This window comes from Streptomyces sp. URMC 124 (assembly GCF_051386455.1).
GTDB lineage: Bacteria > Actinomycetota > Actinomycetes > Streptomycetales > Streptomycetaceae > Streptomyces.
Window position 1 is genome coordinate 1 of record NZ_JBPQTS010000089.1, and the last position, 22,874, is coordinate 22,874.

At 71.0% G+C, this 22,874-nt stretch carries 22 protein-coding genes; 9 read left to right on the forward strand and 13 right to left on the reverse strand.

Features of this window, described 5'->3' with window-relative positions; all coding sequences use genetic code 11:
- Nucleotides 1-792 precede the first annotated feature (792 nt).
- The 3 genes from ACSNOG_RS19375 to ACSNOG_RS19385 form a co-directional block, all read right to left on the reverse strand.
- Nucleotides 793-1,425 (reverse strand): HAD family hydrolase, encoded by a 633-nt coding sequence (locus ACSNOG_RS19375; protein WP_436753919.1) that lies wholly within the window; start codon nt 1,423-1,425, stop codon nt 793-795.
- A 100-nt stretch (nt 1,426-1,525) separates the two neighbouring features.
- On the reverse strand, nt 1,526-1,984 hold the full coding sequence (locus ACSNOG_RS19380) for a GlcG/HbpS family heme-binding protein (protein WP_436753920.1): 459 nt from the start codon (nt 1,982-1,984) through the stop codon (nt 1,526-1,528).
- 191 nt (nt 1,985-2,175) lie between these two features.
- On the reverse strand, nt 2,176-3,465 hold the full coding sequence (locus ACSNOG_RS19385) for an MFS transporter (protein WP_436753921.1): 1,290 nt from the start codon (nt 3,463-3,465) through the stop codon (nt 2,176-2,178).
- A gap of 194 nt (nt 3,466-3,659) precedes the next feature.
- On the opposite strand from ACSNOG_RS19385, the gene ACSNOG_RS19390 reads away from it, so the two are divergent.
- Both ACSNOG_RS19390 and ACSNOG_RS19395 read left to right on the forward strand, forming a co-directional pair.
- The gene (locus tag ACSNOG_RS19390) at nt 3,660-4,121 is read left to right on the forward strand and encodes a MarR family winged helix-turn-helix transcriptional regulator (protein WP_436753922.1); all 462 of its coding nucleotides are present in this window, start codon (nt 3,660-3,662) and stop codon (nt 4,119-4,121) included.
- Nucleotides 4,122-4,320: 199 nt separating this feature from the next.
- Complete coding sequence (locus ACSNOG_RS19395) at nt 4,321-4,773, forward strand: GNAT family N-acetyltransferase (RefSeq protein WP_436753938.1); 453 nt, start codon at nt 4,321-4,323, stop codon at nt 4,771-4,773.
- Here ACSNOG_RS19395 and ACSNOG_RS19400 read toward each other — a convergent pair.
- The 3 genes from ACSNOG_RS19400 to ACSNOG_RS19410 all read right to left on the reverse strand — a co-directional run bounded on the left by ACSNOG_RS19400 (nt 4,744) and on the right by ACSNOG_RS19410 (nt 8,454).
- Complete coding sequence (locus ACSNOG_RS19400) at nt 4,744-5,448, reverse strand: TetR/AcrR family transcriptional regulator (protein WP_436753939.1); 705 nt, start codon at nt 5,446-5,448, stop codon at nt 4,744-4,746. The genes ACSNOG_RS19395 and ACSNOG_RS19400 overlap by 30 nt on opposite strands.
- A gap of 286 nt (nt 5,449-5,734) precedes the next feature.
- Nucleotides 5,735-6,865 carry a pyridoxal-phosphate-dependent aminotransferase family protein gene (locus ACSNOG_RS19405; RefSeq protein ID WP_436753923.1) on the reverse strand — a complete coding sequence of 377 codons (1,131 nt, stop codon included), beginning with the start codon at nt 6,863-6,865 and terminating at the stop codon, nt 5,735-5,737.
- Nucleotides 6,866-7,023: 158 nt separating this feature from the next.
- Nucleotides 7,024-8,454 carry a serine hydrolase domain-containing protein gene (locus tag ACSNOG_RS19410; RefSeq protein WP_436753924.1) on the reverse strand — a complete coding sequence of 477 codons (1,431 nt, stop codon included), beginning with the start codon at nt 8,452-8,454 and terminating at the stop codon, nt 7,024-7,026.
- Nucleotides 8,455-8,543: 89 nt separating this feature from the next.
- Here ACSNOG_RS19410 and ACSNOG_RS19415 point away from each other — a divergent pair, with 89 nt between their 5' ends.
- On the forward strand, nt 8,544-9,002 hold the full coding sequence (locus tag ACSNOG_RS19415) for a MerR family transcriptional regulator (RefSeq protein WP_436753940.1): 459 nt from the start codon (nt 8,544-8,546) through the stop codon (nt 9,000-9,002).
- 37 nt (nt 9,003-9,039) lie between these two features.
- Nucleotides 9,040-9,393, forward strand: coding sequence for a thioredoxin (gene trxA / locus ACSNOG_RS19420; RefSeq protein ID WP_436753925.1), 354 nt, complete (start codon nt 9,040-9,042; stop codon nt 9,391-9,393).
- Between the two features lie 51 nt (nt 9,394-9,444).
- Here the strand turns inward: trxA and dnaB are convergent, their stop codons facing one another.
- Nucleotides 9,445-10,944 (reverse strand): replicative DNA helicase, encoded by a 1,500-nt coding sequence (dnaB, locus tag ACSNOG_RS19425; protein WP_173864797.1) that lies wholly within the window; start codon nt 10,942-10,944, stop codon nt 9,445-9,447.
- A 470-nt stretch (nt 10,945-11,414) separates the two neighbouring features.
- Between dnaB and ACSNOG_RS19430 the strand changes: the two genes are divergently transcribed.
- On the forward strand, nt 11,415-12,752 hold the full coding sequence (locus tag ACSNOG_RS19430) for an MATE family efflux transporter (RefSeq protein WP_436753926.1): 1,338 nt from the start codon (nt 11,415-11,417) through the stop codon (nt 12,750-12,752).
- Between the two features lie 164 nt (nt 12,753-12,916).
- On the opposite strand, the gene rplI is transcribed toward ACSNOG_RS19430, so the two are convergent.
- From rplI to rpsF, 4 genes are all read right to left on the reverse strand, one after another.
- The gene (rplI, locus tag ACSNOG_RS19435) at nt 12,917-13,363 is read right to left on the reverse strand and encodes a 50S ribosomal protein L9 (RefSeq protein ID WP_106681030.1); all 447 of its coding nucleotides are present in this window, start codon (nt 13,361-13,363) and stop codon (nt 12,917-12,919) included.
- A gap of 18 nt (nt 13,364-13,381) precedes the next feature.
- Nucleotides 13,382-13,618 (reverse strand): 30S ribosomal protein S18, encoded by a 237-nt coding sequence (gene rpsR, locus ACSNOG_RS19440; protein WP_004950692.1) that lies wholly within the window; start codon nt 13,616-13,618, stop codon nt 13,382-13,384.
- Nucleotides 13,619-13,662: 44 nt separating this feature from the next.
- Nucleotides 13,663-14,241: a single-stranded DNA-binding protein gene (locus ACSNOG_RS19445; RefSeq protein WP_436753927.1), complete on the reverse strand. Its 579-nt coding sequence runs from the start codon at nt 14,239-14,241 to the stop codon at nt 13,663-13,665.
- A gap of 81 nt (nt 14,242-14,322) precedes the next feature.
- The gene (gene rpsF / locus ACSNOG_RS19450; protein WP_030366820.1) at nt 14,323-14,613 is read right to left on the reverse strand and encodes a 30S ribosomal protein S6; all 291 of its coding nucleotides are present in this window, start codon (nt 14,611-14,613) and stop codon (nt 14,323-14,325) included.
- A gap of 279 nt (nt 14,614-14,892) precedes the next feature.
- On the opposite strand from rpsF, the gene ACSNOG_RS19455 reads away from it, so the two are divergent.
- The 3 genes from ACSNOG_RS19455 to ACSNOG_RS19465 all read left to right on the forward strand — a co-directional run bounded on the left by ACSNOG_RS19455 (nt 14,893) and on the right by ACSNOG_RS19465 (nt 17,579).
- A complete protein-coding gene (locus tag ACSNOG_RS19455; protein ID WP_436753928.1) occupies nt 14,893-15,222 on the forward strand; it encodes a hypothetical protein in 330 nt (109 codons plus the stop codon).
- Nucleotides 15,223-15,347: 125 nt separating this feature from the next.
- Nucleotides 15,348-16,466 (forward strand): lipid II:glycine glycyltransferase FemX, encoded by a 1,119-nt coding sequence (locus ACSNOG_RS19460; RefSeq protein WP_436753929.1) that lies wholly within the window; start codon nt 15,348-15,350, stop codon nt 16,464-16,466.
- An 81-nt stretch (nt 16,467-16,547) separates the two neighbouring features.
- Entirely contained in the window at nt 16,548-17,579 is a 1,032-nt protein-coding gene (locus ACSNOG_RS19465; protein WP_436753930.1) for an alanine racemase, read from the forward strand.
- Between the two features lie 39 nt (nt 17,580-17,618).
- Here the strand turns inward: ACSNOG_RS19465 and ACSNOG_RS19470 are convergent, their stop codons facing one another.
- Together ACSNOG_RS19470 and ACSNOG_RS19475 are read right to left on the reverse strand one after the other, a co-directional pair.
- Nucleotides 17,619-19,118, reverse strand: coding sequence for a glycosyltransferase family 87 protein (locus ACSNOG_RS19470; RefSeq protein ID WP_436753931.1), 1,500 nt, complete (start codon nt 19,116-19,118; stop codon nt 17,619-17,621).
- Between the two features lie 121 nt (nt 19,119-19,239).
- A complete protein-coding gene (locus ACSNOG_RS19475) occupies nt 19,240-21,864 on the reverse strand; it encodes a transglycosylase domain-containing protein (protein WP_436753932.1) in 2,625 nt (874 codons plus the stop codon).
- A 411-nt stretch (nt 21,865-22,275) separates the two neighbouring features.
- Here ACSNOG_RS19475 and ACSNOG_RS19480 point away from each other — a divergent pair, with 411 nt between their 5' ends.
- A complete protein-coding gene (locus tag ACSNOG_RS19480; RefSeq protein WP_436753933.1) occupies nt 22,276-22,863 on the forward strand; it encodes a helix-turn-helix transcriptional regulator in 588 nt (195 codons plus the stop codon).
- Nucleotides 22,864-22,874: the final 11 nt, after the last annotated feature.

Here is a 22,874-nt window from a genome sequence, read left to right on the forward strand (position 1 = left end):
GGCACGGCAGGCCACCGGAGGGCGGGGCGGGGGGAGAGAGGGGAACCGGTTCCCAGGCGGGGCGGAAGCTCCTGTCGGGCGGTGGCTCGGGCGGGCGCTGGTGTTCGTACGCGTCCGGCTGCTCGTCATGGGGCGGCTGCTGGTACCCGGGCGGCGGCTCGTAAGCAGGCGGGTGCCCGTACCCGGGCGGCTGCTCGTAAGCCGGTGGCGGCGGGGTTTGCGGCCGGGATCGGGGCCCGGCTTGCGGCGGGGGCCCGGCTTGCGGCCGCGGACGGGGCTGCGTCTGCTCCGCCGACCGCACCGCCACCCACTTGCCCGGCCGGGGCGCCGGCCGGACGGCCTCCGCCTCCGCCCCGCCCTCCGGTGGCCTGCCGTGCCCGCCGCGGGCCCCGTCTCCGTCCGGTGGCTGCGTCGGGGTGAACCAGCCCCGTTCACTCCCTCTGCCGTGCGCGCCGCCGTCGGCCGACCTGGTCGGAGCGTCCTTCATCGTCTCGCCTCGAACATCTCTCGGTCCGTCCTCGCACTTCCGTTCAAGCCGGAAAGTGTTCGCAATTCCCCGCTCTGCTCATGGGTCGCTGTTCCAGGCTGCGCAGCATGCCATCTTCTGCGCCGCCTCGCGCAAATCACGGGAAGTCCGAGTGGCAGGGCCCCGGTTGGGGCTAGGCTGAGCCGCTTCCCCCGTTCCCGGCGCACACTGGTTCCCGCGAACGGGAGTTGACCCTACCTGTCGGCATGAATGACACAACCCCCTTTCGCCGGTGGGTTCTTCACCGTTACGGAATCGGCCACGGGCTATCGACCGGAGCCGACGAGTTCGTACGCCTCCCTGAGGTCCCGGCCCGCATAGGAGTGCACGGCGATATCCCGCACGTGGTGGTCGGCATTCACGGCCACGGAGACCGGAACCGCGGAGAAGAGCAGCGCGTCCGACATGGAGTCGCCGTAGGCCACGCAGTCGGCGCGGGTCAGACCGAATTCCGTGCAGAGCTCGTCCGCGATCCGCACCTTCGCCGCGGCGTCGAGGATGCCCGCCGGGTCCACGGGGTCCCGGAAGGGCACCGTGGGCCAGCGCGAGCCGTGGGCCGCATCGGCGCCCCAGGTCAGCAGGCGTTCGACGAAGAAACCCGGGGACAGCGAGATCACGGCGCAGCGCTCGCCGCGGGCCCGGATCTCCGCCCACACCTCACGTATTCCGGCCAGCCAGGGCGCACCGGCGAAAGCGGCGGCGACCTGTTCCTCGGTGAGTTCCCGCCACAGCGCACAGGCGAGTTCGGCGAAGCGCGGCGGCTGGAGTTCGCGGGCCGCGAATGCCCGTTCCAGCTCGGCGATCTCCCGCTCGACCCCGAGCTGCCGGGATATCTCGATCGCCGCCGCGGACCCGTGCATGAGGGTCCCGTCCATGTCGAACAAATGCAGTCTGGTCACGGTCCCCGAGCGTAGGCGGGGCCGCCGCCGGACACACGCGAATAGCCCCCCGGGTATCCGGTATCCGGTACCCGGGGGACGTCGGTGCCCGCCTGCGGACTCAGCCGCCCAGGACGGCGGCGATGGCGGTCAGCGCAATGCCGTGGTCCTGCTCCGGCGCCCCGCCGCCCACGCCGATCGCACCGACGAGCCGGCCGTCGCGGTGGAGCGGAACGCCTCCGGCGATGAAGAGCAGCGGGCGGTCGAGGGCGGTCGGCAGGGTGTGGAAGAGGCCGCCGGGCTGGACGGCGTCGACCAGGTCGGCCGTCGGGGCGTCGAGCTGCAGTGCCGTGAAGGCCTTGCGCGTGCTGGTCTCCCCCGCGATGAGCACCGCCCGGTCGTCCCGGCGGAAGGCCAGCAGGTGACCGCCCGCGTCGAGGACGGTCACCGCGACCCGTACGCCCTGCTCGTCCGCGGCGCGGCGGGCGGCTGTGAGGAGCGCATCGGCGTCGTCCGTGGTGAGAGGGAGGACGGGGGTGGCGGAGGAGGTGACGGTGGTGGCGGTGGCGGGTGCGGTCACGGGGGGACTCCTGGAGGTGCTTTGAGGTGCTTTGGGGTGCTTTGTGATGGTGCTGTGGGTCGTGGTGCTTCAGGTACTGCGGTGGTGGTCGTGCTGGTGTGTTGCTGCGCTGCTGTGTCTTACGGCGAGGCAGGGGCTGTTGTGGTGATGGCGGCGCGCACGGTCAGCGCTGCATCGTCAGGGCTGCGTGGTCAGCTCTGCGTCGTCACCGCTCCCCGGTCGGCGTTCCGGCCGGCTTCGCGGTCGGCGCGTTCGCCGGTCCCGCTCGCGGCGTGCTCCGGCCGCGCCACGATGCGCCCGCTCCGCGCGCTCGGCGCACTCGCCGCGCTCCGGGCGCCCGTACGCCGCTCCAGTGCCGCGGAGAGGAGGGCCAGGGCGAGCGCGGAGGCGGCCATCGCCGCGCCGACCCAGTTGGGCGCCGTGTAGCCGAAGCCGGCGGAGATCACGAGGCCGCCGAGCCAGGCCGCGATCGCGTTGCCCAGGTTGAAGGCGCCGATGTTGACGGCGGAGGCGAGGGTCGGTGCGTCCGCGGTCTGGTCGAGGACGCGCTTCTGCAGGGGCGGGACGGTGGCGAAGCCCAGCGCGCCGATCAGCGGGACGACGATCGCCGTGGCGATCTTGTCGTGCGTGGCGAGCGGCAGCAGGGCGAGGGCGATCGCGAGGCCGCCCAGGGCCGTGAGCAGCATGGGCATCAGCGCGCGGTCGGCGAACCGGCCGCCGACGAGGTTGCCCGCCACCATGCCCAGGCCGAAGAGGACGAGCAGCCAGGTGACGGAGGAGGAGGCGAAGCCCGCGGCGTCCGTCATCATCGGCGTGAAGTAGGTGGTCATGGTGAAGACGCCGCCGAAGCCGAGGACGGTCATCGCCATGGCGAGCAGGACCTGGGGGTTGCGGAAGGCCGCCAGCTCGCCGCTGATGCGGGCCTGCTCGGGGCGCGGCTGCTGCGGCACGAGCGCGGCGATGCCGAGGACGGCGAGCACGCCCAGTCCGGCGATGAGGAAGAACGTGACGCGCCAGCCGGCGCTCTGGCCGACCATCGTGCCCATCGGTACGCCCACCACGTTGGCCACGGTCAGGCCGGTGAACATCATCGCGATCGCGGCCGCCTTCTTCTGCGGGGCGACCAGGCCTGCGGCCACGATCGCGCCGATGCCGAAGAACGCACCGTGTGCGAACGAGGCGACGATCCGCCCGGCGAGCATCACTGCGAAGACGGGGGCGGCCGCCGAGATCGCGTTTCCGGCGACGAACAGGCCCATCAGGGCCATGAGCATCTTCTTGCGCGGCACCCGGCTGCCGAGGATCGCCAGGATCGGGGCGCCGATCACGACGCCGAGCGCGTAGCCGGTCGTCAGGTAACCGGCAGTCGGGATGGAGACGCCGAACTCGTCCGCGACCTCCGGTAGCAGGCCCGAGGTGACGAATTCGGTGGTGCCGATACCGAAGGCGCCGATGGCGAGCGCCAGCAGTGCGAGAGGCATGACGAGGGGTCCTTCACGGAGGGGGAGGGGGCGGGAGTGAGCGGGAGGCGAGGAGCCCACCAGGCATCGTTGCAGTCGACCCTTACCGGCGTAGACAATAATTGCATACGCGGATACTTGCAAGCGCGGGCTATTGCGTCGCAGAGCTATCCTGGTCCGAGATGACACGCATGTGCGGTCAGAAGGAGGGCCCCATGTCCCGCACCCCGGACCCCGCTCTGCTCGGCCTGGCACAGGGCTGGTGCGCACTGTCCGCCCTGCACGGCCGGATCGAGGCGCACATCGAGCGGGCGCTGCAGGCGGCGCACGGCCTGAGCGTGCGCGAGTTCTCCGTCCTCGACGTGCTCAGCCGCCAGCACAGCGGCGAGGGCGGCCACCTGCGCATGAACGAGGTCGCCGAGGCCGTCGTGCTCAGCCAGAGCGCGACGACGCGCCTGGTCAACCGCCTGGAGGACCGCGGGCTGCTGACGCGCTACCTCTGCCTCACCGACCGCCGGGGCATCTACACCGACGTCACGGAGGCGGGCCTCGCCCTCCTCGAAGAGGCCCGGCCGACGAACGACACCGCGCTGCGCGAGGCCCTCCGGGAGGCCTCCAAGCGCGAGGAGCTGGCCCCGCTCGTCACGGCCGTGGAGTCGCTCGCGCCGGTGTCGTGACCGCGCGCCCCGCGCCGCGGTTCTGCGGCCTTGCAGAGGACGGACCCCGCCCCGGGGTCATAGGGTCCGGATCATGAGCGACATCGAGATCCGCGACACTGCCACCGACGCCGGCTCCGACGCCAACGCCAACACCGGCTCCGAAGCCAACGCCGCAGACAACCCCGTAGACAACCCCGAAGCCGGCACTCCCCTCGACATCCGCGACATCGAGATCCGTCGCGCCACCTCGGGCGACGTGCCCGCCATCGTGGCGCTGCTCGCCGACGACCCCATCGGGGCGGGGCGCGAAACCCCCGGCGACCTCGCCCCGTACCGCACGGCCTTCGACCGCGTGGACGCCGACCCGCACCAGCAGCTGGTGGTCGCCGTGCACGACGGACGCGTCATCGGCACGCTCCAGCTCACCGTCATACCGGGGCTGTCCCGCGCCGGCATGTCGCGCGGGCTCATCGAGGGCGTCCGCGTGCACAGCGAGGCACGCGGCAGCGGCCTGGGCAGCCGGCTCATCGAATGGGCCCTGGACGCCGCGCGCGGCGCGGGATGCAGGATCGCGCAGCTCACCTCGGACGCCACGCGCGTGGACGCCCACCGCTTCTACGAGCGGCTGGGCTTCGAGGCCTCACACATCGGCTTCAAGTACCACCTCTGAACCGCCTACCGTCCCCAAGCCGCCTGCCGCCGCCGAGCCGCCGGGGCCCCGACGGGCGCGGGCCCGCTCCCGGTGTGCCTTCTGCCGGCAGGCCGCGCCGCAGTACCGGGCGGGCCGGCCCGTCCGGGCGGACGGCACGGACCCGTCACACACAGCGCAGCGGGTTTCGTTACGCGGAGCCGGGGGATTAGGCGGTAGTTTCGTTACGCTACGCCCCGGGCGGAGGCTGTCGCACGCCAGCGCGGTCATCCTCCCCGGGGCGACTCCGGGGCCGCGCCGCTGCTCCATCGACAGGCAGCCCATGAGCAGGGCCATCAGGTCATCGACGGTCACGTCCTTCCGTACGGCGTCGGCCTGTTGGGCGCGCCGCAGGAGAGCGGCGAGGGCCTCGCGGAAGTCCGTTTCGACGCCGGGCGAGGGGTCGAAACGGCTCCCCAGCCCTTCCAGGGCGTCACACAGCCCCTTGTTCCGCACGGTGAGGCGTATGACCGCGGACAGGTAGCGGTAGAACACCGCTCCGGGATCGTCCGCATGCGCCAACTCCCTTGCTGTGTCCGTAAAGAGCCGGATCCTGTCGGACACGGTTGCCTTGAACAGGGCTGTTTTGGAAGGGAAATGGCGGTAGACGGTGCCCGGACCCACGCCGGCGCGGCGTGCGATCTCCCCGAGCGGCACCCCCAACCCGTCCTCCTCGAAGGCGGATCGGGCGGCTTGGAGGACCAGTGCGCGGTTGCGCCGCGCATCCGAACGGAGAGAGGCAGGGCCTCGGGACGACGCATACGGGTCCCTGTGTTCTGCCATGCGCGCGTCTCCCCGGGGCCGGACATCAAAACGGGTTGTGGATTCCGATTTTATCCGGGCACCTGAGCGAGGCGCTCACGCGCCATACCGGGTGAAAGAAACAAAAAAGCCGCCGCCGGTGCGAAAGCACCGACGACGGCCGAGCGATCCCCGGAAGGCGTCAGGCGGGAATCACCGCGTCCCACGCCTTCCCCGCGGCCTCCAGCGCCTCCGCTGCGTCCGCCACCGGCACGCCCAGGGCGCGAAGCCCCTCGCCGAGCGCCGACAGGGAGGCCAGGACGACCTCGCGGTCCGCATCCAGGCCGTAGTGGTTGACGCGGATCATCTCCTTGGCGAGCGGGCCGGCAGCCGCCTGGACGGGCACCGAGGCATCGGCCGCCAGGGCGGCCGCCACGACGTCACGGGCGTCCTTGCCCTCGGGGGCGCGCAGGGTGGTGGCCACGGGAGCCGCGTCCTCGTCGCGCACGACGTACGGGGACAGGCCGCCGCCCAAGGCCCGGGCGCCTGCGCGCGTGGCGGCGGCCGCGGCGCGGTGGCGGGCCATGACGGCCTCCGGGCCGTCCTCCTCGATGCGGTCGACGGCCTGCTCCAGGGCCAGCATCTCCAGCTGGGCGGGTGCGTGGGGCAGCGCCGCGCGGCCGCCGTCGATCCAGCGCTCCTTCCAGTCCAGCAGGGAGAGGTAGGAGCGGCGCGGCGCCTGCTCGTTGGCGGCGATGCGCTCCCAGGCACGGGCGCTGACCGAGACGACGGAGACGCCGGCCGGGCCGGCCATCGCCTTCTGCCCGCCGATGACGCACAGGTCGACGCCCCACTCGTCGGTGAGGAGCGGCTCGGCGGCCACGGACGCGACCGCGTCCAGCATCAGCAGCGCGCCGTGCGCGCGCACGACCTCGCCGATCTCGGCGACGGGGTTGGTGTTGCCCGTGGCCGCCTCGGCGTGGACCAGGCTGACGAAGTCGATCGCCGGATTCGCCCGCAGGGCCTCGGCCACCTGGTCGGCCCCGACCGCGCCGCTGAACGGCGCGGAGACGGTGACCACCTCGGCGCCGCAGGAGCGCAGCCAGCCGCCGAACGTCTCGCCGTACGGACCGGTGATGATGTTGAGCGCGGTGCTGCCGGGCCGGACGGCCGAGCGGATCGCGGCCTCCAGCGGCAGCAGCGCCTCGCCCTGCATCGTGACGACGGTCTCGCGCGTGTGCATCAGCGACGCGATCTTGTCCTCGATGCGTGCGAAGTGACCGGCGCCCAGCGGCGCGAGGTCGAGCAGGTCCGGTGCGGTGTTCGCAGTCACGGTGCCAGTGCCTTCCGGGTGTCGCGCCGTGTCCGGCGCCCGCCAATCTCCCTCTGACCCTACGTCCGCCGCCGCTCCCGCGCCGACCGTCGTCCACAGGACCGGACCGACAATCCGATGAGTTCCGGCCGGTCCTCGGCCACGTCCGGCGCCGGGCCTCAGCGGCGCCCTTCCGCCGTCCGCCAGCCGGCCGCGTCCACGCCTCCCGGCACCGCGTCGCCCGCCTCGTACGGCTCCCGCGTGAAGACGAACGTGCCGAGGTCGAGGTGGCTGACCGCGCCCTCCGCCGTCCGGACCGCGGTCAGCGTCTCCCCCGCGTAGTAGTCGTCGAGCCCCGTCCAGGTGCCGTCCTGCTCCGGGCGGAAGCGCGAGCCGCGCCCGCCCGAACCCAGCGGCGACAGCTCCAGGGCCCCGCCGGCGCACAGCCGCAGCGTGAACGGTGCCGCGCCCCAGTACCAGGACCCGGTCAGCTCCAGGTGCTCTTCCTTCGCCTCGGAGAGGGGGCGCCAGGGCGCGGGGATGCGCGGTTCGAGCTTGGCGACCTTCGTCAGGAGGTCCGCCGCGACGCTTCCGACCTCGAAGCAGGAGGTGCGGTTGGCCAGGACGACGGCGGCGGTCCCGTCCTGAGGGCTCGCCAGCAGCATCGCCACGAAGCCCGGCATAGTGCCCATGTGACCCACGAGCGTCCGGCCGTCCCGCTCCATCACCTGGAGGCCGAGCCCGTAGCCGGACTGCCCGGGCGCCTTCGCGCCGCCTTCCGGCACCCGCATCTCGGCGAGCGTCGACGCGGCCAGCACCCCCTCGTCCCCGTGCGTCAGGAACGCCGCGAAGCGGCACAAGTCGGCGGTCGTGGACCAGAGCTGGCCCGCGGGCGCCATCCGCCCGGTGTCCACGGCGGGCTCCGGAAGGAGGACGTCCGCCCAGGGGTGCACGGCCCAGCCGTCCGCGTGGGGCGCGGCGGGCGCGAGGGTCGTGCGCTCCATGCCGAGCGGTGCGAGCACCTCGCGCCGCAGCACGGCGTACCAGCTCTCACCGCGGATCCGCTCGACCAGGGCGCCCAGGAGCGCGTAGCCGGGGTTGGAGTAGTGGTGCAGACGGCCGGGGGTGTGCAGCTGGGGGCGGTCGCCGAAGAGATCGCCGAGCTCGGGGCGCAACGCGCCGTCCGTGCGCTCCCACCACGGCCCGCGCGCCTCCGCCGCGAGCCCCGAGGTGTGCGACAGGAGCTGGGCGATGGTCGCCTCGCCGCCCGCCGGGGTGTCGAGGTACGCGCCGAGCCTGTCCTCCAGCTTCAGCAGCCCCTCGTCACGCAGCCGCATCACCAGCACGGCGACGAAGGTCTTGCTGATCGAACCGATGCGGTACTGGACGTCCTCGTCCCCTGCCCCCGAGGGGAGTTCGCCGCGGCCGGCGCTCCACACCAGGCGCCCCTCCCGCATCACCGCCCCCACCATGGAGGGCGCGCGCCCCTGGGACTGACCGGTGGCGAGGCGGTGGAGGAGAGCGCGGCGGGTGGCGGGCAGCAGCCCGGCGTCGTCGTGCGAGGCTGCGCCGCTGTACGGGGCGGCGTCGTTGTACGAGGCATCGATCATGACCGCACCCTAGCCAGGGCGGTCCGCACGGGCACCGGCATTTCGCCGCACTGGCTTTCACGTCCACGTGAAGGTTTACGGTCATGGCCATGCGCATCGGGGAACTGGCCCGGCAGGCGGGCACCACCACTCGCACCCTGCGGCACTACGAGGAGCTCGGGCTCCTGCCCGCCCGCCGCAGCGGCAACGGCTACCGCACCTACGACGACGGCGACCTGCGCCTGTTGCAGCAGATCCGCACGCTGCAGGACTTCGGCTTCGGGCTGGAGGAGACCCGTCCGTTCGTGGACTGCCTGCGGGCCGGCCACCCGGCCGGAGACTCCTGCCCCGCCTCCCTCGACGTCTACCGCCGCAAGCTCGCGGAGCTGGACGACTGCATCGACCACCTGCAACGGGTCCGGGCCGAGGTGGGCGCCCAGCTCGCGCGCGCCGAGCTGGAGGCCGCGGCCGACGCCCCCGGCGGCCCGCCGCCGCTGTGCGCGTTCACCGGGCCGGACGGCGCGCCGGAAGCGATGCCGCGGACGCCGACTACGCCGCGCATCCCGTAACCGCCCCCGATCGAATCGAAGGGAACCCTGACACGCCATGAGCAGCTCCACAGCCACCGCGGCCGAGGCCACCGTCGCCGCCGTCACCGATGCCACCTTCGCGGCCGAAGTCCTCGGCTCACGGCTCCCCGTACTCGTCGAGTTCACCGCCGACTGGTGCCCGCCCTGCCGCATGCTCGCGCCCGTGCTCGCCGACCTCGCCGAGCAGGAGGCCGGGCGGCTCAAGATCGTCGCGCTCGACGTGGACGCCAATCCGCAGACGCAGGCCGCCTACGGGGTCCTGTCCATGCCGACCCTGATGCTATTCCGCGCGGGCGAGCCCGTGACGTCGGTCGTGGGTGCCCGCTCCAAGGCCCGCCTGCTCCGCGACCTCGACGGCTTCCTGGACTGATCGCACCCACCCGGAGACCGCCGGGGCCCGACAGGGACCGCCAGGGACCGATCAGGTCTGAGCCATGTCCACGAAGCGCGAGTAGTGGCCCTGGAAGGCCACCGTGATCGTGGCCGTCGGGCCGTTACGGTGCTTGCCGACGATGATGTCCGCCTCGCCCGCGCGGGGCGACTCCTTCTCGTAGGCGTCCTCGCGGTGGAGCAGGATGACCATGTCGGCGTCCTGCTCGATGGAGCCGGACTCACGCAGGTCGGAGACCATCGGCTTCTTGTCCGTGCGCTGCTCGGGGCCACGGTTCAGCTGCGAGAGCGCGATGACCGGCAGCTCCAGCTCCTTGGCCAGCAGCTTGAGGTTTCGGGACATGTCCGAGACCTCCTGCTGGCGGCTCTCGGCGCGCTTGGCGCCGCCGGCCTGCATCAGCTGCAGATAGTCGATGATCACGAGCTTGATGCCGCTGCGCTGCTTCAGGCGGCGGCACTTGGCGCGGATCTCCATCATCGACAGGTTCGGGGAGTCGTCGATGAAGAGCGGGGCGGCGGAGACGTCGGGCATGCGGCGGGCGAGCCGCGTCCAGTCCTCGTCCGTCATGGAGCCGGAACGCATGTGGTGCAGGGCGACGCGCGCCTCGGCGGACAGCAGGCGCATGGCGATCTCGTTGCGCCCCATTTCGAGCGAGAAGATCACGCTCGGCATGTTGTGCTTGATCGAGCAGGCGCGGGCGAAGTCCAGCGCGAGGGTGGACTTACCCATGGCGGGACGGGCCGCGATGACGATCATCTGGCCGGGGTGCAGGCCGTTCGTCAGGGAGTCCAGGTCGGTGAAGCCCGTGGGGACACCGGTCATCTCGCCGCTGCGCGAGCCGATCGCCTCGATCTCGTCGAGCGCGCCCTCCATGATGTCGCCCAGGGGGAGGTAGTCCTCGCTGGTGCGCTGCTCGGTGACGGCGTAGACCTCGGCCTGGGCCTTGTTGACGATGTCGTCGACGTCGCCGTCGGCGGCATATCCCATCTGGGTGATGCGCGTGCCGGCCTCCACGAGGCGGCGCAGCACGGCGCGCTCGTGGACGATCTCGGCGTAGTACTCGGCGTTGGCCGCGGTGGGGACCGTCTGGACCAGGGAGTGCAGGTAGGGCGCACCGCCGACGCGGGTGATCTCGCCGCGCTTGGTGAGCTCGGCGGCGACGGTGATCGGGTCGGCCGGCTCGCCCTTGGCGTAGAGGTCGAGGATGGCCTGGTAGATCGTCTCGTGCGCCGGGCGGTAGAAGTCGTGGCCCTTGAGGACCTCGACGACGTCGGCGATGGCGTCCTTGGACAGCAGCATGCCGCCGAGGACGGACTGCTCGGCGTCCAGGTCCTGCGGGGGCACGCGCTCGAAGGCCGCTGCGCCCTGCTGGCCCTGACCGCCGCCCTGCGACCAGGAGCCGTCCTCCGCGCCGCGGTCGTGGCGCTCGCCGCGGGAGGGGCCGTCACCGCGGCGGGGACGGGACACGGGGAGGCGGTCGCCGGGACCTGCATCCGCCCAGGGGTCGTCCATGGGCTCGGGGATGCTCATCCCGCCACCTCCTCCCGTCCGCGAAGCGGACCTTGCCGTGCTGTTCTTTCTTACGGCACGGCTCTGACAAACAGCCCGCCCGACTCCGGTTCCGGCGCGTCGAGTTCAGGGCGGTCCCATCAGGTCCGTCGGGGCCGGAACAGGCGTCGGCCGCCGGTCCACGGTAGGCCCGCGGGCACCGTCAGCCAATCTGGTTATCCACAGGCCGTGTGGATGACGGGCCCCATCCTGTGGAGAAGTCCGCGCAACCTGTGCACGAGGCGGGGGAAACCGCTGTGGACAAACACACAGCCTCCCCGAGCACACGCCTCTGACCTGCAGTTTCGCCATCCACCGGCTGTTGAGGAGAAAAACTTTCGCCGTCCGCCGGAGATCGCGACAAACGGCGCAGAGAAGATCGGACCGAGCAGCTCAATGTAAGGGTCCAAGGATAGTTGCACCGATTACCTGTGGAAGATTACGTTGGTGGGATGACCCAGGCTCCCGAGCGCGCCCCCCGCACCGCCCGCCGGCACGACCGCGAGATCGTCGCGCTGGCCGTGCCCGCCTTCGGCGCCCTCGTCGCGGAGCCCCTCTTCCTCATGGCCGACAGCGCCATCGTCGGCCACCTCGGCACCCCGCAGCTCGCCGGGCTCGGCATCGCCGCCGCCCTGCTCGCCACGGCCGTCAGCGTCTTCGTCTTCCTTGCCTACGCCACCACCGCGGCCGTCTCCCGGCGCGTGGGCGCGGGCGATCTGCGGGCCGCGATACGCCAGGGCATGGACGGCATATGGCTCGCCGCGCTCCTCGGCGCGGCCCTCGTGGCCGCCGTCCTGCCCACCGCCCCCGCGATCGTCGAACTCTTCGGCGCCTCCCCGACCGCCGCCCCGCACGCCACGACGTACCTGCGGATCAGCACCCTCGGCATCCCCGCCATGCTCGTCGTCCTCGCCGCCACCGGCGTCCTGCGCGGCCTGCAGGACACCCGCACGCCCCTGGCCGTGGCCGTCGGGGGCTTCGCCCTCAACGGCGCCCTCAACGCCGGGCTCGTCTACGGCGCGAGGCTCGGCATCGCCGGCTCCGCCTGGGGCACGGTCCTCGCCCAGTGGGCCATGACCGCCGCCTACCTCGTCGTGGTCGTGCGTGGCGCCCGGCGCCACGGCGCTTCCCTGCGGCCCGACGCGGCGGGCATCCGGGCCTGCGCCCGGGCCGGAGTGCCGCTCCTGGTCCGTACGCTCTCGCTGCGCGCCGTCCTCATGATCGCCACGGCCGTCGCGGCGAGGCTGGGTGACGCCCAGATCGCGGCCCACCAGATCGTGCTCTCCCTGTGGACCCTGCTGGCCTTCGCCTTGGATGCCATAGCCATCGCCGGACAGGCGATCATCGGGCGCTGTCTGGGCGCGGGCGACGCGGAGGGCGCCCGGGCCGCCTGCAGGCGCATGGTGCAGTGGGGCATCGCCTCGGGTGCGGTGCTGGGGGTGCTGGTGGTGGCCTCCCGGCCGCTGTTCATCCCCCTGTTCACCTCCGACGGCACCGTGCGGGACACCCTGCTGCCGGCCCTGCTGGTGGTGGCCCTCTGCCAGCCCGTCGCCGGCGTGGTGTTCGTCCTGGACGGGGTGCTGATGGGCGCCGGGGACGGCACCTACCTGGCCTGGGCGATGCTGCTGGTCCTCGCCGTCTTCGCCCCTGCGGCCCTGCTCGTCCCCGTGCTCGGGGGCGGCCTGACGGCTCTGTGGTGGGCGATGACGCTGATGATGGCGGCCCGGCTGGCGACCCTGTGGATGCGGGCGCGGTCGGGGCGCTGGATCGTCACCGGGGCGACCCGCTGAGGGAACGTTTCCCCGGGCACCCCCGTACATCCCCGGGCATCCCCCGGACATTCCCCGGCCTCCCGGCCTCCCCGGGCTCACCCCGAAGAGCGCGAACAGCAGGAGGGCCGCACCCCCGCAGGGGTACGGCCCTCCTTCAGGCTCTACCGATCACCGGTGGGTGATCAGGCAGCGACGACCTCGATGCCGAGCTTGGCAACGACGTCGGCGTGCAGACGCACGGAGACCTGGTGGGCGCCCAGGGTCTTGATGGGCGAGCCCACCTCGACGCGGCGCTTGTCGACGTCCGGGCCACCGGCAGCCTTGATCGCGGCAGCGACGTCGGCCTGGGTCACGGAGCCGAACAGGCGGCCGGCCTCGCCGGAGCGGGTGGCCAGGCGGACCTTGAGGCCCTCCAGCTGACCCTTGACCTCGTTGGCCTGCTCGATCGTGGCGATCTCGCGGATCTTGCGAGCGCGGCGGATCTGAGCGACGTCCTGCTCGCCACCCTTGGTCCAGCGGATCGCGAAACCGCGCGGGACCAGGTAGTTGCGGGCGTAGCCGTCCTTGACGTCGACGACGTCACCGGCGGTGCCGAGGCCGGAGACCTCGTGGGTGAGGATGATCTTCATTAGTTGGTCACCCTTCCCTTATCGCGCGGACGAGGTGTAGGGCAGCAGCGCCATCTCACGGCTGTTCTTCACGGCCGTGGCGACGTCACGCTGGTGCTGGGTGCAGTTGCCGGTCACGCGACGGGCACGGATCTTGCCGCGGTCGGAAATGAACTTCCGCAGCATGTTCGTGTCCTTGTAGTCCACGTAAGCGGTCTTGTCCTTGCAGAAAGCGCAGACCTTCTTCTTAGGCTTGCGCGGCGGGGGCTTCGCCATCGTTTCTCTCCTGTGTGATCAAGAAGTTTGTGTGCTGCTCGCCCTTAGAAGGGCGGCTCGTCCGAGTAGCCGCCGGAGTTGCCGGGGCCGCCGCCCCAGCCGCCTCCGCCGCCGCCCTGCTGGCCGCCGGACGGCGCGCTGGTGGCCCAGGGGTCGTCGGCGGGAGCACCGCCGCCGCCCTGCTGCTGCTGACCGCCGGGGCCACCGCCCCAGCCGCCCTGCTGCTGGCCACCGCCGTAGCCACCCTGGCCACCGCGACCCGCGGTCTTGGTGACCTTCGCCGTGGCGTTCTTCAGGCTGGCGCCGACCTCTTCGACGTCGAGCTCGTAGACCGTGCGCTTGACGCCCTCGCGGTCCTCGTAGGACCGCTGCTTCAGACGGCCCTGCACGATGACGCGCATGCCGCGCTGAAGCGACTCGGCGACGTTCTCCGCCGCCTGACGCCACACCGAGCACGTGAGGAAGAGGCTCTCGCCGTCCTTCCACTCGTTGGTCTGGCGGTCGAAGGTGCGGGGAGTGGACGCGACGCGGAACTTCGCGACCGCCGCACCGGACGGGGTGAAGCGCAGCTCGGGGTCGTCGACGAGATTGCCGACGACCGTGATGACGGTCTCGCCTGCCATGGGTGAACCTCTCGGCGGGTGTGCTGCTGGCTGCTTGCTGCTCGTTGAGCTACAGCCCGATTACCTCTGAACCGCTGGGGTTCAGTGGGTCTCGGGACGGAGGACCTTGGTCCGGAGGACCGACTCGTTCAGGTTCATCTGGCGGTCGAGCTCCTTGACGACCGCAGGCGTGGCCTGCAGGTCGATGACCGAGTAGATGCCCTCGGGCTTCTTCTTGATCTCGTACGCGAGACGACGACGGCCCCAGGTGTCGACCTTCTCGACCTTTCCGTTGCCCTCACGGACGACGGAGAGGAAGTTCTCGATCAGCGGGGAGACAGCGCGCTCCTCGAGATCGGGGTCGAGGATGACCATCACCTCGTAGTGACGCATGTGGAACCCACCTCCTTTGGACTCAGCGGCCACGGTCGTTCCGTGGCAGGAGGGTCGTGATGCGTGAACAACGGTATCGGCCGACACTGACAATCAGCGGAAAGTCCCTGGGTTGCCCCAGAGGACCGAAGCTGGTCTGGGCAGACACCGGTGCAGACCGTACAGAGTACCCGCACTGCGGCTTCCGGTTGAAATCCGGCCGCGCGGGCCCTCAATCTGGACCCACCGGATGTGACCGGCGCAACAATGCGCCGGTCGCCTTCAGGAGGAGGTAGCCCCATGACACAGGCAGTGCGCCAGTCCCGCGGCCCCCGTTCTTTGATCAATTCCGTGCTCAACAGCGACGGAAAGCCGCATCCGCTCGAGAACACCTTCGTCGCCGTGACGCTCGTGCTCGGAGTGCTCGCTTTCGTCTCCTCGGCCTTCAACAACCTGCACCTGCTGAGCTCGTGGAGCGGACTGGTGGGCATCCTCACCGGTGCGTACGGGCAGTACATCTCGGCCACGACGGGCGAGCGCTTCCTGCTGATCATCGGACTGGGAGCGTCCGCATTCGGCTTCTTCCTCGGCATGGCCCACGGGGGTCTCTTCGGGGGGCTCATCGGATAGCGCGGGGCCCACCCGGCCGTACACCCGAACGGGCGCCCCAACGGTGTGCGTCCCTGTCGCAGTAGGCTTCGCCGCGAGAGCCGGAGCCCCGACCATGGGGACACACCTGCCGAGGAGCGCCCCGCATGAGCCTGACCCTGAGGACAATCAGCCGAGAGCAGCATCTGGCTTACATCCAGAGCCTGCCCGCGGCCAGTCACATGCAGGTGCCGGCGTGGGCGGATGTCAAGGCGGAGTGGCGCTCGGAGAGCCTGGGCTGGTTCGACAAGACCGGGCAGATGGTCGGCGCGGGTCTGGTGCTCTACCGCCAGCTGCCCAAGATCAAGCGTTACCTGGCCTATCTGCCCGAGGGCCCGGTGATCAACTGGTTCTCGCCGAACCTCGCCGACTGGCTGCAGCCCATGCTCGCCCACCTCAAGCAGCAGGGCGCCTTCTCCGTGAAGATGGGCCCGCCGGTCGTCATCCGCCGCTGGGACGCCAACGCGATCAAGGGCGGCATCTCCGACCCGGACGTCAAGCGCCTGCGCGACGTCGAGGCCACCTTCATCGAGCCGCGCGCCTTCGAGGTCGCCGACCAGCTGCGCCGGATGGGCTGGCAGCAGGGCGAGGACGGCGGCGCCGGCTTCGGTGACGTCCAGCCGCGGTACGTCTTCCAGGTGCCCCTGGCGAACCGCTCGCTCGAGGACGTCCACAAGAACTTCAACCAGCTGTGGCGCCGCAACATCAAGAAGGCCGAGAAGGCCGGCGTCGAGGTGGTCCAGGGCGGCTACGAGGACCTGCCCACCTGGCAGCACCTGTACGAGATCACCGCGGAGCGCGACAAGTTCCGCCCGCGGCCGCTGAGCTACTTCCAGCGCATGTGGACGGCCCTCAACACCGAGGACCCCAACCGCATGCGGCTGTACTTCGCCGTGCACGAGGGCGAGGCCGTCGCCGCCGCGACCATGCTGATCGTCGGCGGGCACGTCTGGTACTCCTACGGCGCCTCGGCCAACCACAAGCGCGAGGTCCGTCCCTCCAACGCCATGCAGTGGCGGATGCTGCGCGACGCCTACGCGCTGGGCGGGACCGTCTACGACCTGCGCGGCATCGGCGACTCCCTGGACGAGAGCGACCACCTCTTCGGCCTCATCCAGTTCAAGGTCGGCACGGGCGGCCAGGCCGCGGAGTACCTCGGCGAGTGGGACTTCCCGCTCAACAAGCTGCTCCACAAGGCCCTCGACATGTACATGTCGCGCCGCTGACGTTCTTCCGGGGTCCTGCGACCCCGCGCGTTCAGCAGGCACAGCATCCAGCAGGCACAGGGAAAGGTTCCGGGACGGGCCATGGCGCTCACGCTCTACGTCGACACCGCGCGCTGGCGGGCGCACCAGCAGACCATCGTCCAGCAGTTCCCGGGCATCGTCCCGGTGTGCAAGGGCAATGGCTACGGCTTCGGCCACGAGCGGCTGGCCGACGAGGCCGCCCGCTTCGGCTCGGACATCCTGGCCGTCGGCACCACCTACGAAGCGGCCAAGATCAAGGACTTCTTCAGCGGTGACCTGCTGGTGCTCACGCCCTTCCGGCTGGGCGAGGAGCCCGTGCCGCTGCCGGACCGGGCCATACGGTCCGTCTCCTCGGTCGAGGGCGTGCGCGGCCTGGTCGGCGCCCGCGTCGTCATCGAGGTCATGAGCACCATGAAGCGGCACGGCATCAGCGAGGAGGACCTGCCCAAGCTGCACGCGGCCATCGAGGACGTGCGCCTGGAGGGCTTCGCCATCCACCTGCCGCTGGACCGCACGGACGGCTCGGACGCCGTCCAGGAGGTCTCCGAGTGGATGGAGCGGCTGCGCAACGCGCGCCTGCCGCTGCAGACCATGTTCGTCAGCCACCTGAAGGCCGAGGAGCTCGCGCGGCTGCAGCAGCAGTACCCGCACACCCGCTTCCGGGCCCGCATCGGCACCCGGCTGTGGCTCGGCGACCACGGCGCCACCCACTACACGGGCGCGGTGCTGGACGTGACGCCCGTGTCGAAGGGCGACCGCTTCGGCTACCGCCAGCAGAAGGTCGCCGGCGACGGCCACCTCGTCGTCGTGGCGGGCGGCACCTCGCACGGCGTGGGCCTGGAGGCGCCGAAGGCGCTGCACGGCATGATGCCGCGCGCCAAGGGCGTCGCCCGGGCGGGCCTCGCGACCATGAACCGCAACCAGTCGCCGTTCTACTGGGACAACAAGCAGCTCTGGTTCGCGGAGCCCCCGCACATGCAGGTGTCGATCCTGTTCGTGCCGAGCGACGCGAGGACCCCTCAGGTCGGCGACGAGCTGAAGGCCCAGCTGCGGCACACCACCACTCAGGTCGACCGTCTCGTCGATCACTGACCCACCCCCCTCGGGTTACGGGACCGGCCGGCCGCCCCCCTACGCCGGCGGGCGGCTGCCGGTCCCCCAGCGCACGCTCGTGCCGGCGGAACGCTCCGCGTACGGCGGGGCGTGCGCGGAGCCGAGGGTGACGACGTCCGGTGCTCCGTCGAGGATGCCGCCGGAGGGGTCGTCGGAGCCGTCCCGGCGGACGACGTCCCGCTCGGGCATGAGGATGTCGCGCACGACCACCGCGCACAGATACAGCGTGCCCAGCAGGTGCAGGACGATGGCCAGTTGATAGCCCTCCGTGGGCAGGCCCTGGTGCTTGTCACCGCTGCCCGTGTAGGCGAGGTAGGACCAGATGCCGAGGAAGTACAGCACCTCGCAGGCCTGCCAGATCAGGAAGTCGCGCCACTTGGGGCGCGCCAGCACGGCGAGCGGGATGAGCCAGAGCACATACTGCGGTGAGTAGACCTTGTTGGTGAGGACGAAGAGCGCCACCACGAGGAAGACCAACTGGGCGAAGCGCGGGCGCCTGGGGGCGTAGAGGCCGAGGGCCACCAGGGCCAGGCAGCCCAGGATCATCAGCAGGCTTACGTAGGTGTTGGCGTCGTCCAGGGGATTGCCCGTGCGCTGGGAGATCAGCAGCCAGACCGAGCCGAAGTCGATCGGGCGCTCCTGGCTGAAGGTGTAGAACTTCGCCCAGCCTTCGCGGATGTGGAAGCCGGCGGCGTCGTGCGTGAGCATCACCGGAAGGTTCACCACGAGCCAGGCGGCCACGGCGGACGCGGTGGCCGTGGCGAAGGCCTTCATGCGCCCGGCCCGCAGGCACAGCACGAAGAGCGGGCCGAGGAGGAGCAGCGGATAGAGCTTCGCCGCGGCCGCCAGACCGATCAGGACGCCCGCGGGCACCGCCCTGCCCCGGGACCACATCAGCATGGCCGCGGCGGTGAGGGCGACGGCGAACAGGTCCCAGTTGACGGTGGCCGTCAGGGCGAAGGCCGGCGCGAGCGCGATCAGCAGCGCGTCCCAGGGGCGGCGCCGGTGCGTACGGGCCGAGCAGACGGCGATCACGGCGGTGCAGGCCATCAGCATGCCGGCGTTGACCAGCCAGTTGATCTGCTCGCGGTGCTGGATGGTGCCGCCGCCGGGGGTGAGCCAGGCGGCGATCTGCATGAACAGGCCGGTGAGGACCGGATACTCGAGGTAGTCCATGCCGCCGGAGACGGCCTGGGGGATGCGGTCGAAGTACGGGACGAGGCCCGCGTCGAAGCCGCGGCCGCTGTAGAGGTGCGGGATGTCGGAATAGCAGGCGTGGGTGTACTGCGTGGTGGCGCCGAAGAACCACCCGTACTCGTAGCAGGGGAGCTTCTGGACCATGCCGAGGGCGAACATCCCGATCGCCACGAGCACGATCACCCGGACCGGCGTCCACCACCCCCCGCCGGGCACCGCCCGCTTGCCCGCGGGCCCGCCGATGAGCTCGCTGCCTGCGGCGGCCACCTCGTCCTCATCGGTGGGCCGCACCTGCCGGTCCTCGTCCCGCGCGCTCCTCATGGGGGCCATCCTGCCGTACGAGGCTGTGGACCGCCGATGCCTGTGGATAACGTGAAGGGCCGTCTCACGCGAACGCGGGACGGCCCTTCAAACGGATGCCGGAACGGTGGGTCCGGGCTGGTCAGCCGTTCATGCCACCGAACAGGCCGCCGCCTCCGGGGCGCCTGCTGGTGTCGGGCGACGGCGACTCGCCCGGCCCGCCTCCGGGGCCGCCGCCGGGACCGCCGCCCGGCCCGCCGCCGGGACCGCCGGTACTCCCGTCGGTGGTCCCGCCGTGCTTGCAGCGGAAGTCGAACACCGAGCACGACCTGCTCGCCGACGGGCTCGGCGAGGCGGACTTCGACGGCTTGCCGGACGGGCTGGTGGACGGCGACGGCGACGCGGGCGCGGAGGGAGGCGCGCTGGGGGAGGGGCTGGCACCGTCACCGAAGATCTTCTCGCCGAGCGGCTGCGCCGGCTCGAACTGCTCGATCGGCTGGCCCTTGAGCGCTGCGTTCATATAGTCGGCCCAGATCTCCGCCGGGAACGACGCACCGTGGATGGTCTCCTTGCCGCCCACGCCGCGCATCGACAGGAACTCCTGCTTCTTGGCGTTGGGGTCGACCCGGTACATGCCGATCGCCGTGGACAGCTGCGGGGTGTAGCCCGCGAACCAGGCGGAGCGGTTCTCGTCCGTCGTACCCGTCTTGCCCGCGGCCGGGCGGCCGCCGGCGAGCTTGGCCGAGGTGCCCGTGCCCTCCTCCACGACGGTCTTGAGCACGTCGGTGACGTTGTTCGCCACGTTCGGCGAGAACGCCGTGTCCGACTTCGTCTCGTGCGCGTAGACCGCCCTGCCGTCCCGCTCGACCTTCTGCACCGAGTACGGGTCGATCTGCTTGCCGCTGGCGGCGAAGGTGGCGTAGGAGCCCGCCAGCCGGATCGCGCTGGGCGCCGATGTGCCGAGCGAGAAGGTGGGCGTGGCGGCGGAGAGCTGGTCCTTGTCCAGGCCGGCCCGCAGGGCGGCCTCCTTGACCAGGTCCGTGCCGACGTCCATGCCGAGCTGGATGAAGGGGGTGTTCACCGAGAACTGCATGGCGGTGCGCAGGGTGACGAGGCCCTTGTCCTCTTCACCGTCGTTCTTCTGGTGCCACTCCCGGCCGTCCGTGTCGTGCCAGATCTGCCCGTTGTACTTCCGCAGCGTGACCTTGTTGTTGCCGTTGTAGACGCTGTCGGGCGAGACGATCGTGCGCTGGCTGTCGCTCTGCTGCTCGCCCAGGGCGGGGTTGCGCTTGCCGTGCGACATGGCCGCGGCGAGCACGAAGGGCTTGAACGTCGAGCCCACCTGCACACCGGTGTAGTCGGCGTTGTTGGTGTAGTGCTCCAGCGCGTTCTCGCCGCCGTAGATGGCGACGATCTTGCCGGTCCTGGGGTCGACGGAGGCACCGCCGAACTGCACGAACTTGTCGCGCTCCCGCACGTCCGGCTTGATGTTCGCCTTGCGGACGTCCTCGACGGACTTCGCCAGGGCGGCCACCTTGTCGCGGTCGAACGTCGTGTAGATCTGGTAGCCGCCGCGGTCCAGCTGGGTCTTGCTGATGCCCGAGTGGGCGACGACGTAGTTGTCGGCGAGGTCGGTGAGGTAGCCGATCTGGCCGGCGCGGTTCGTGGCGGGCTTGGGCTTCTGGGGGGTCGGGAAGCCCTTGCCGACCCACATGTCGCGCTCGGTCGCCTTCAGGTTGTTGGTCTCGACCTCGCGGTCCAGCGTCCACTTCCAGCGGTCGGTGGCCCGCTTGGTGTTCTTCTCCGGGGTGGCCGCAGGTCCCTGGCCGCCGTACGGGTCGTACAGGTTGGGACCGTTGAGCGTGGCGGCGAGGAAAGCGCTCTCGCTCGGCGTGAGGTCCTTGCAGTCCTTGTCGTAGTAAGCGCGTGCCGCGGCCTGGATCCCGTAGGCCCCCCGCCCGTAATAGGCGGTGTTGAGGTACCCCGCGAGGATCTCGTCCTTGTCCTTGGTGGCGCCCACCTTTATGGAGATCAGCAGCTCGGTGGCCTTGCGCTTGAGCGTCTGTTCCTGGCTCAGGTAGGTGTTCTTCACGAACTGCTGCGTGATGGTCGAACCGCTCTGGGTCTCCCCGCCCTGCGCCATCTTCACGACGGCGCGCGCGATGCCCATGGGGTCGACGCCCCAGTCCTTGTAGAAGCTGGCGTTCTCGGCCGAGATCACCGCCCTCTGCATCGACAGGGGGATCTTGGAGATCGGGACGATCTGGCGGTTGAGCGCACCGCCGCCCGCGACCACCATCTGCTTGCCGTCGGCCCAGTAGTAGACGTTCTTCTGCACCTGGGCGGTCCGCTGGGCGGACGGCACCTGGACCACGGCCAGGGCGATGCCCACGGTGCCGAAGATCAGGCCGATGAAGGTGAAGGCCGTGCCAAGGACCAGCTTCCAGGAGGGCATCCAGCGCTTGGCGCCGTCCTTGCCCGCCCGGGGGTAGTCGATGAGGCGCTTCTTTCCCGGGCGGCGGCCGCCGGAGCCTCCTCCGGGATCGCCGCCGCGTCTGCGCCCGCCGGCCGCCGGGCCTCGCTGGGTCGCACGGCGGCCTTCGGCCCGGCTGCCGTGCCGGTCGGACTCGCCGCGGCCGGACCGCGCGGCGGAACTGCTGGTTGGCGCGGCACGGCGGCCGGGTCCCGGCTGCTGTGCCGCGCGCCTGGCCGCGGCTCGTCCGCCGCCCTGAGGCTGCGGCGGCGGCTTGCGGCGGTGCTCGCTCATCGAACGACTACTCCTCGGGCAGGCGCTATCGCCTGGAAGCGGCAGGTGGCTTGCGTTCCCCCCGATGCGCTGAACGGCTGCCTGAGGCAACCGGGCGCATTGCATACGGGACGAGGACGCCTGTCGTCGCCACTCGGTTCCCGTTGGTCTGCATGGCGCACAGACTACGCACGGCCAAAACGCTCCTACTGCGGATGTTCACTCCAATTCAGGCCGCTTGTGTCCCACGAATCGGTGATGTGACCTCGTTCACCGTGCCCCCTCTTGTCGCATGGAAGGGCGCGTTCTATCGTCTGGATGTATCGAGTCGATACATCAGCTCGGCATAAGGACCGACTCGGAGTCGGCATAAGGGACCAATAGGGACTAGGGATCACAAGGACTAGGCTGTGTGCGACAAGGAGGCGAAACATGAGCAGACGCTCCGGCATCCTCGAGTTCGCCGTCCTCGGCCTGCTCCGCGAGTCCCCGATGCACGGCTACGAGCTGCGGAAACGCTTGAACACCTCCCTCGGGGTGTTCCGTGCGTTCAGCTACGGCACCCTCTACCCCTGCCTGAAGGCCCTCGTGGCGAGCGGCTGGCTGGTCGAGGAGCCCGGGAGCGCTCCGGAGGACGCCCGTGCGGCGTCCCTGGCCGGACGACGGGCGAAGATCGTCTACCGCCTGACGGCAGAGGGCAAGGAGCACTTCGAGGAGCTGCTCGCCCACACCGGCCCGGACACGTGGGAGGACGAGCACTTCGCCGCCCGCTTCGCGTTCTTCGGGCAGACCTCACGGGACGTACGGATGCGCGTGCTGGAAGGCCGCCGCAGCCGTCTGGAGGAGCGCCTCGAGAAGATGCGCGCTTCCCTCGCCCGCACCCGGGAACGGCTGGACGACTACACCCTCGAGCTTCAGCGACACGGCATGGAGTCCGTGGAGCGCGAGGTCCGCTGGCTGAACGAGCTGATCGAGAGCGAGCGGGCCGGGCGTGACAAGCGCACCGGTCCGGACCAGTGAGTCCTGCACTC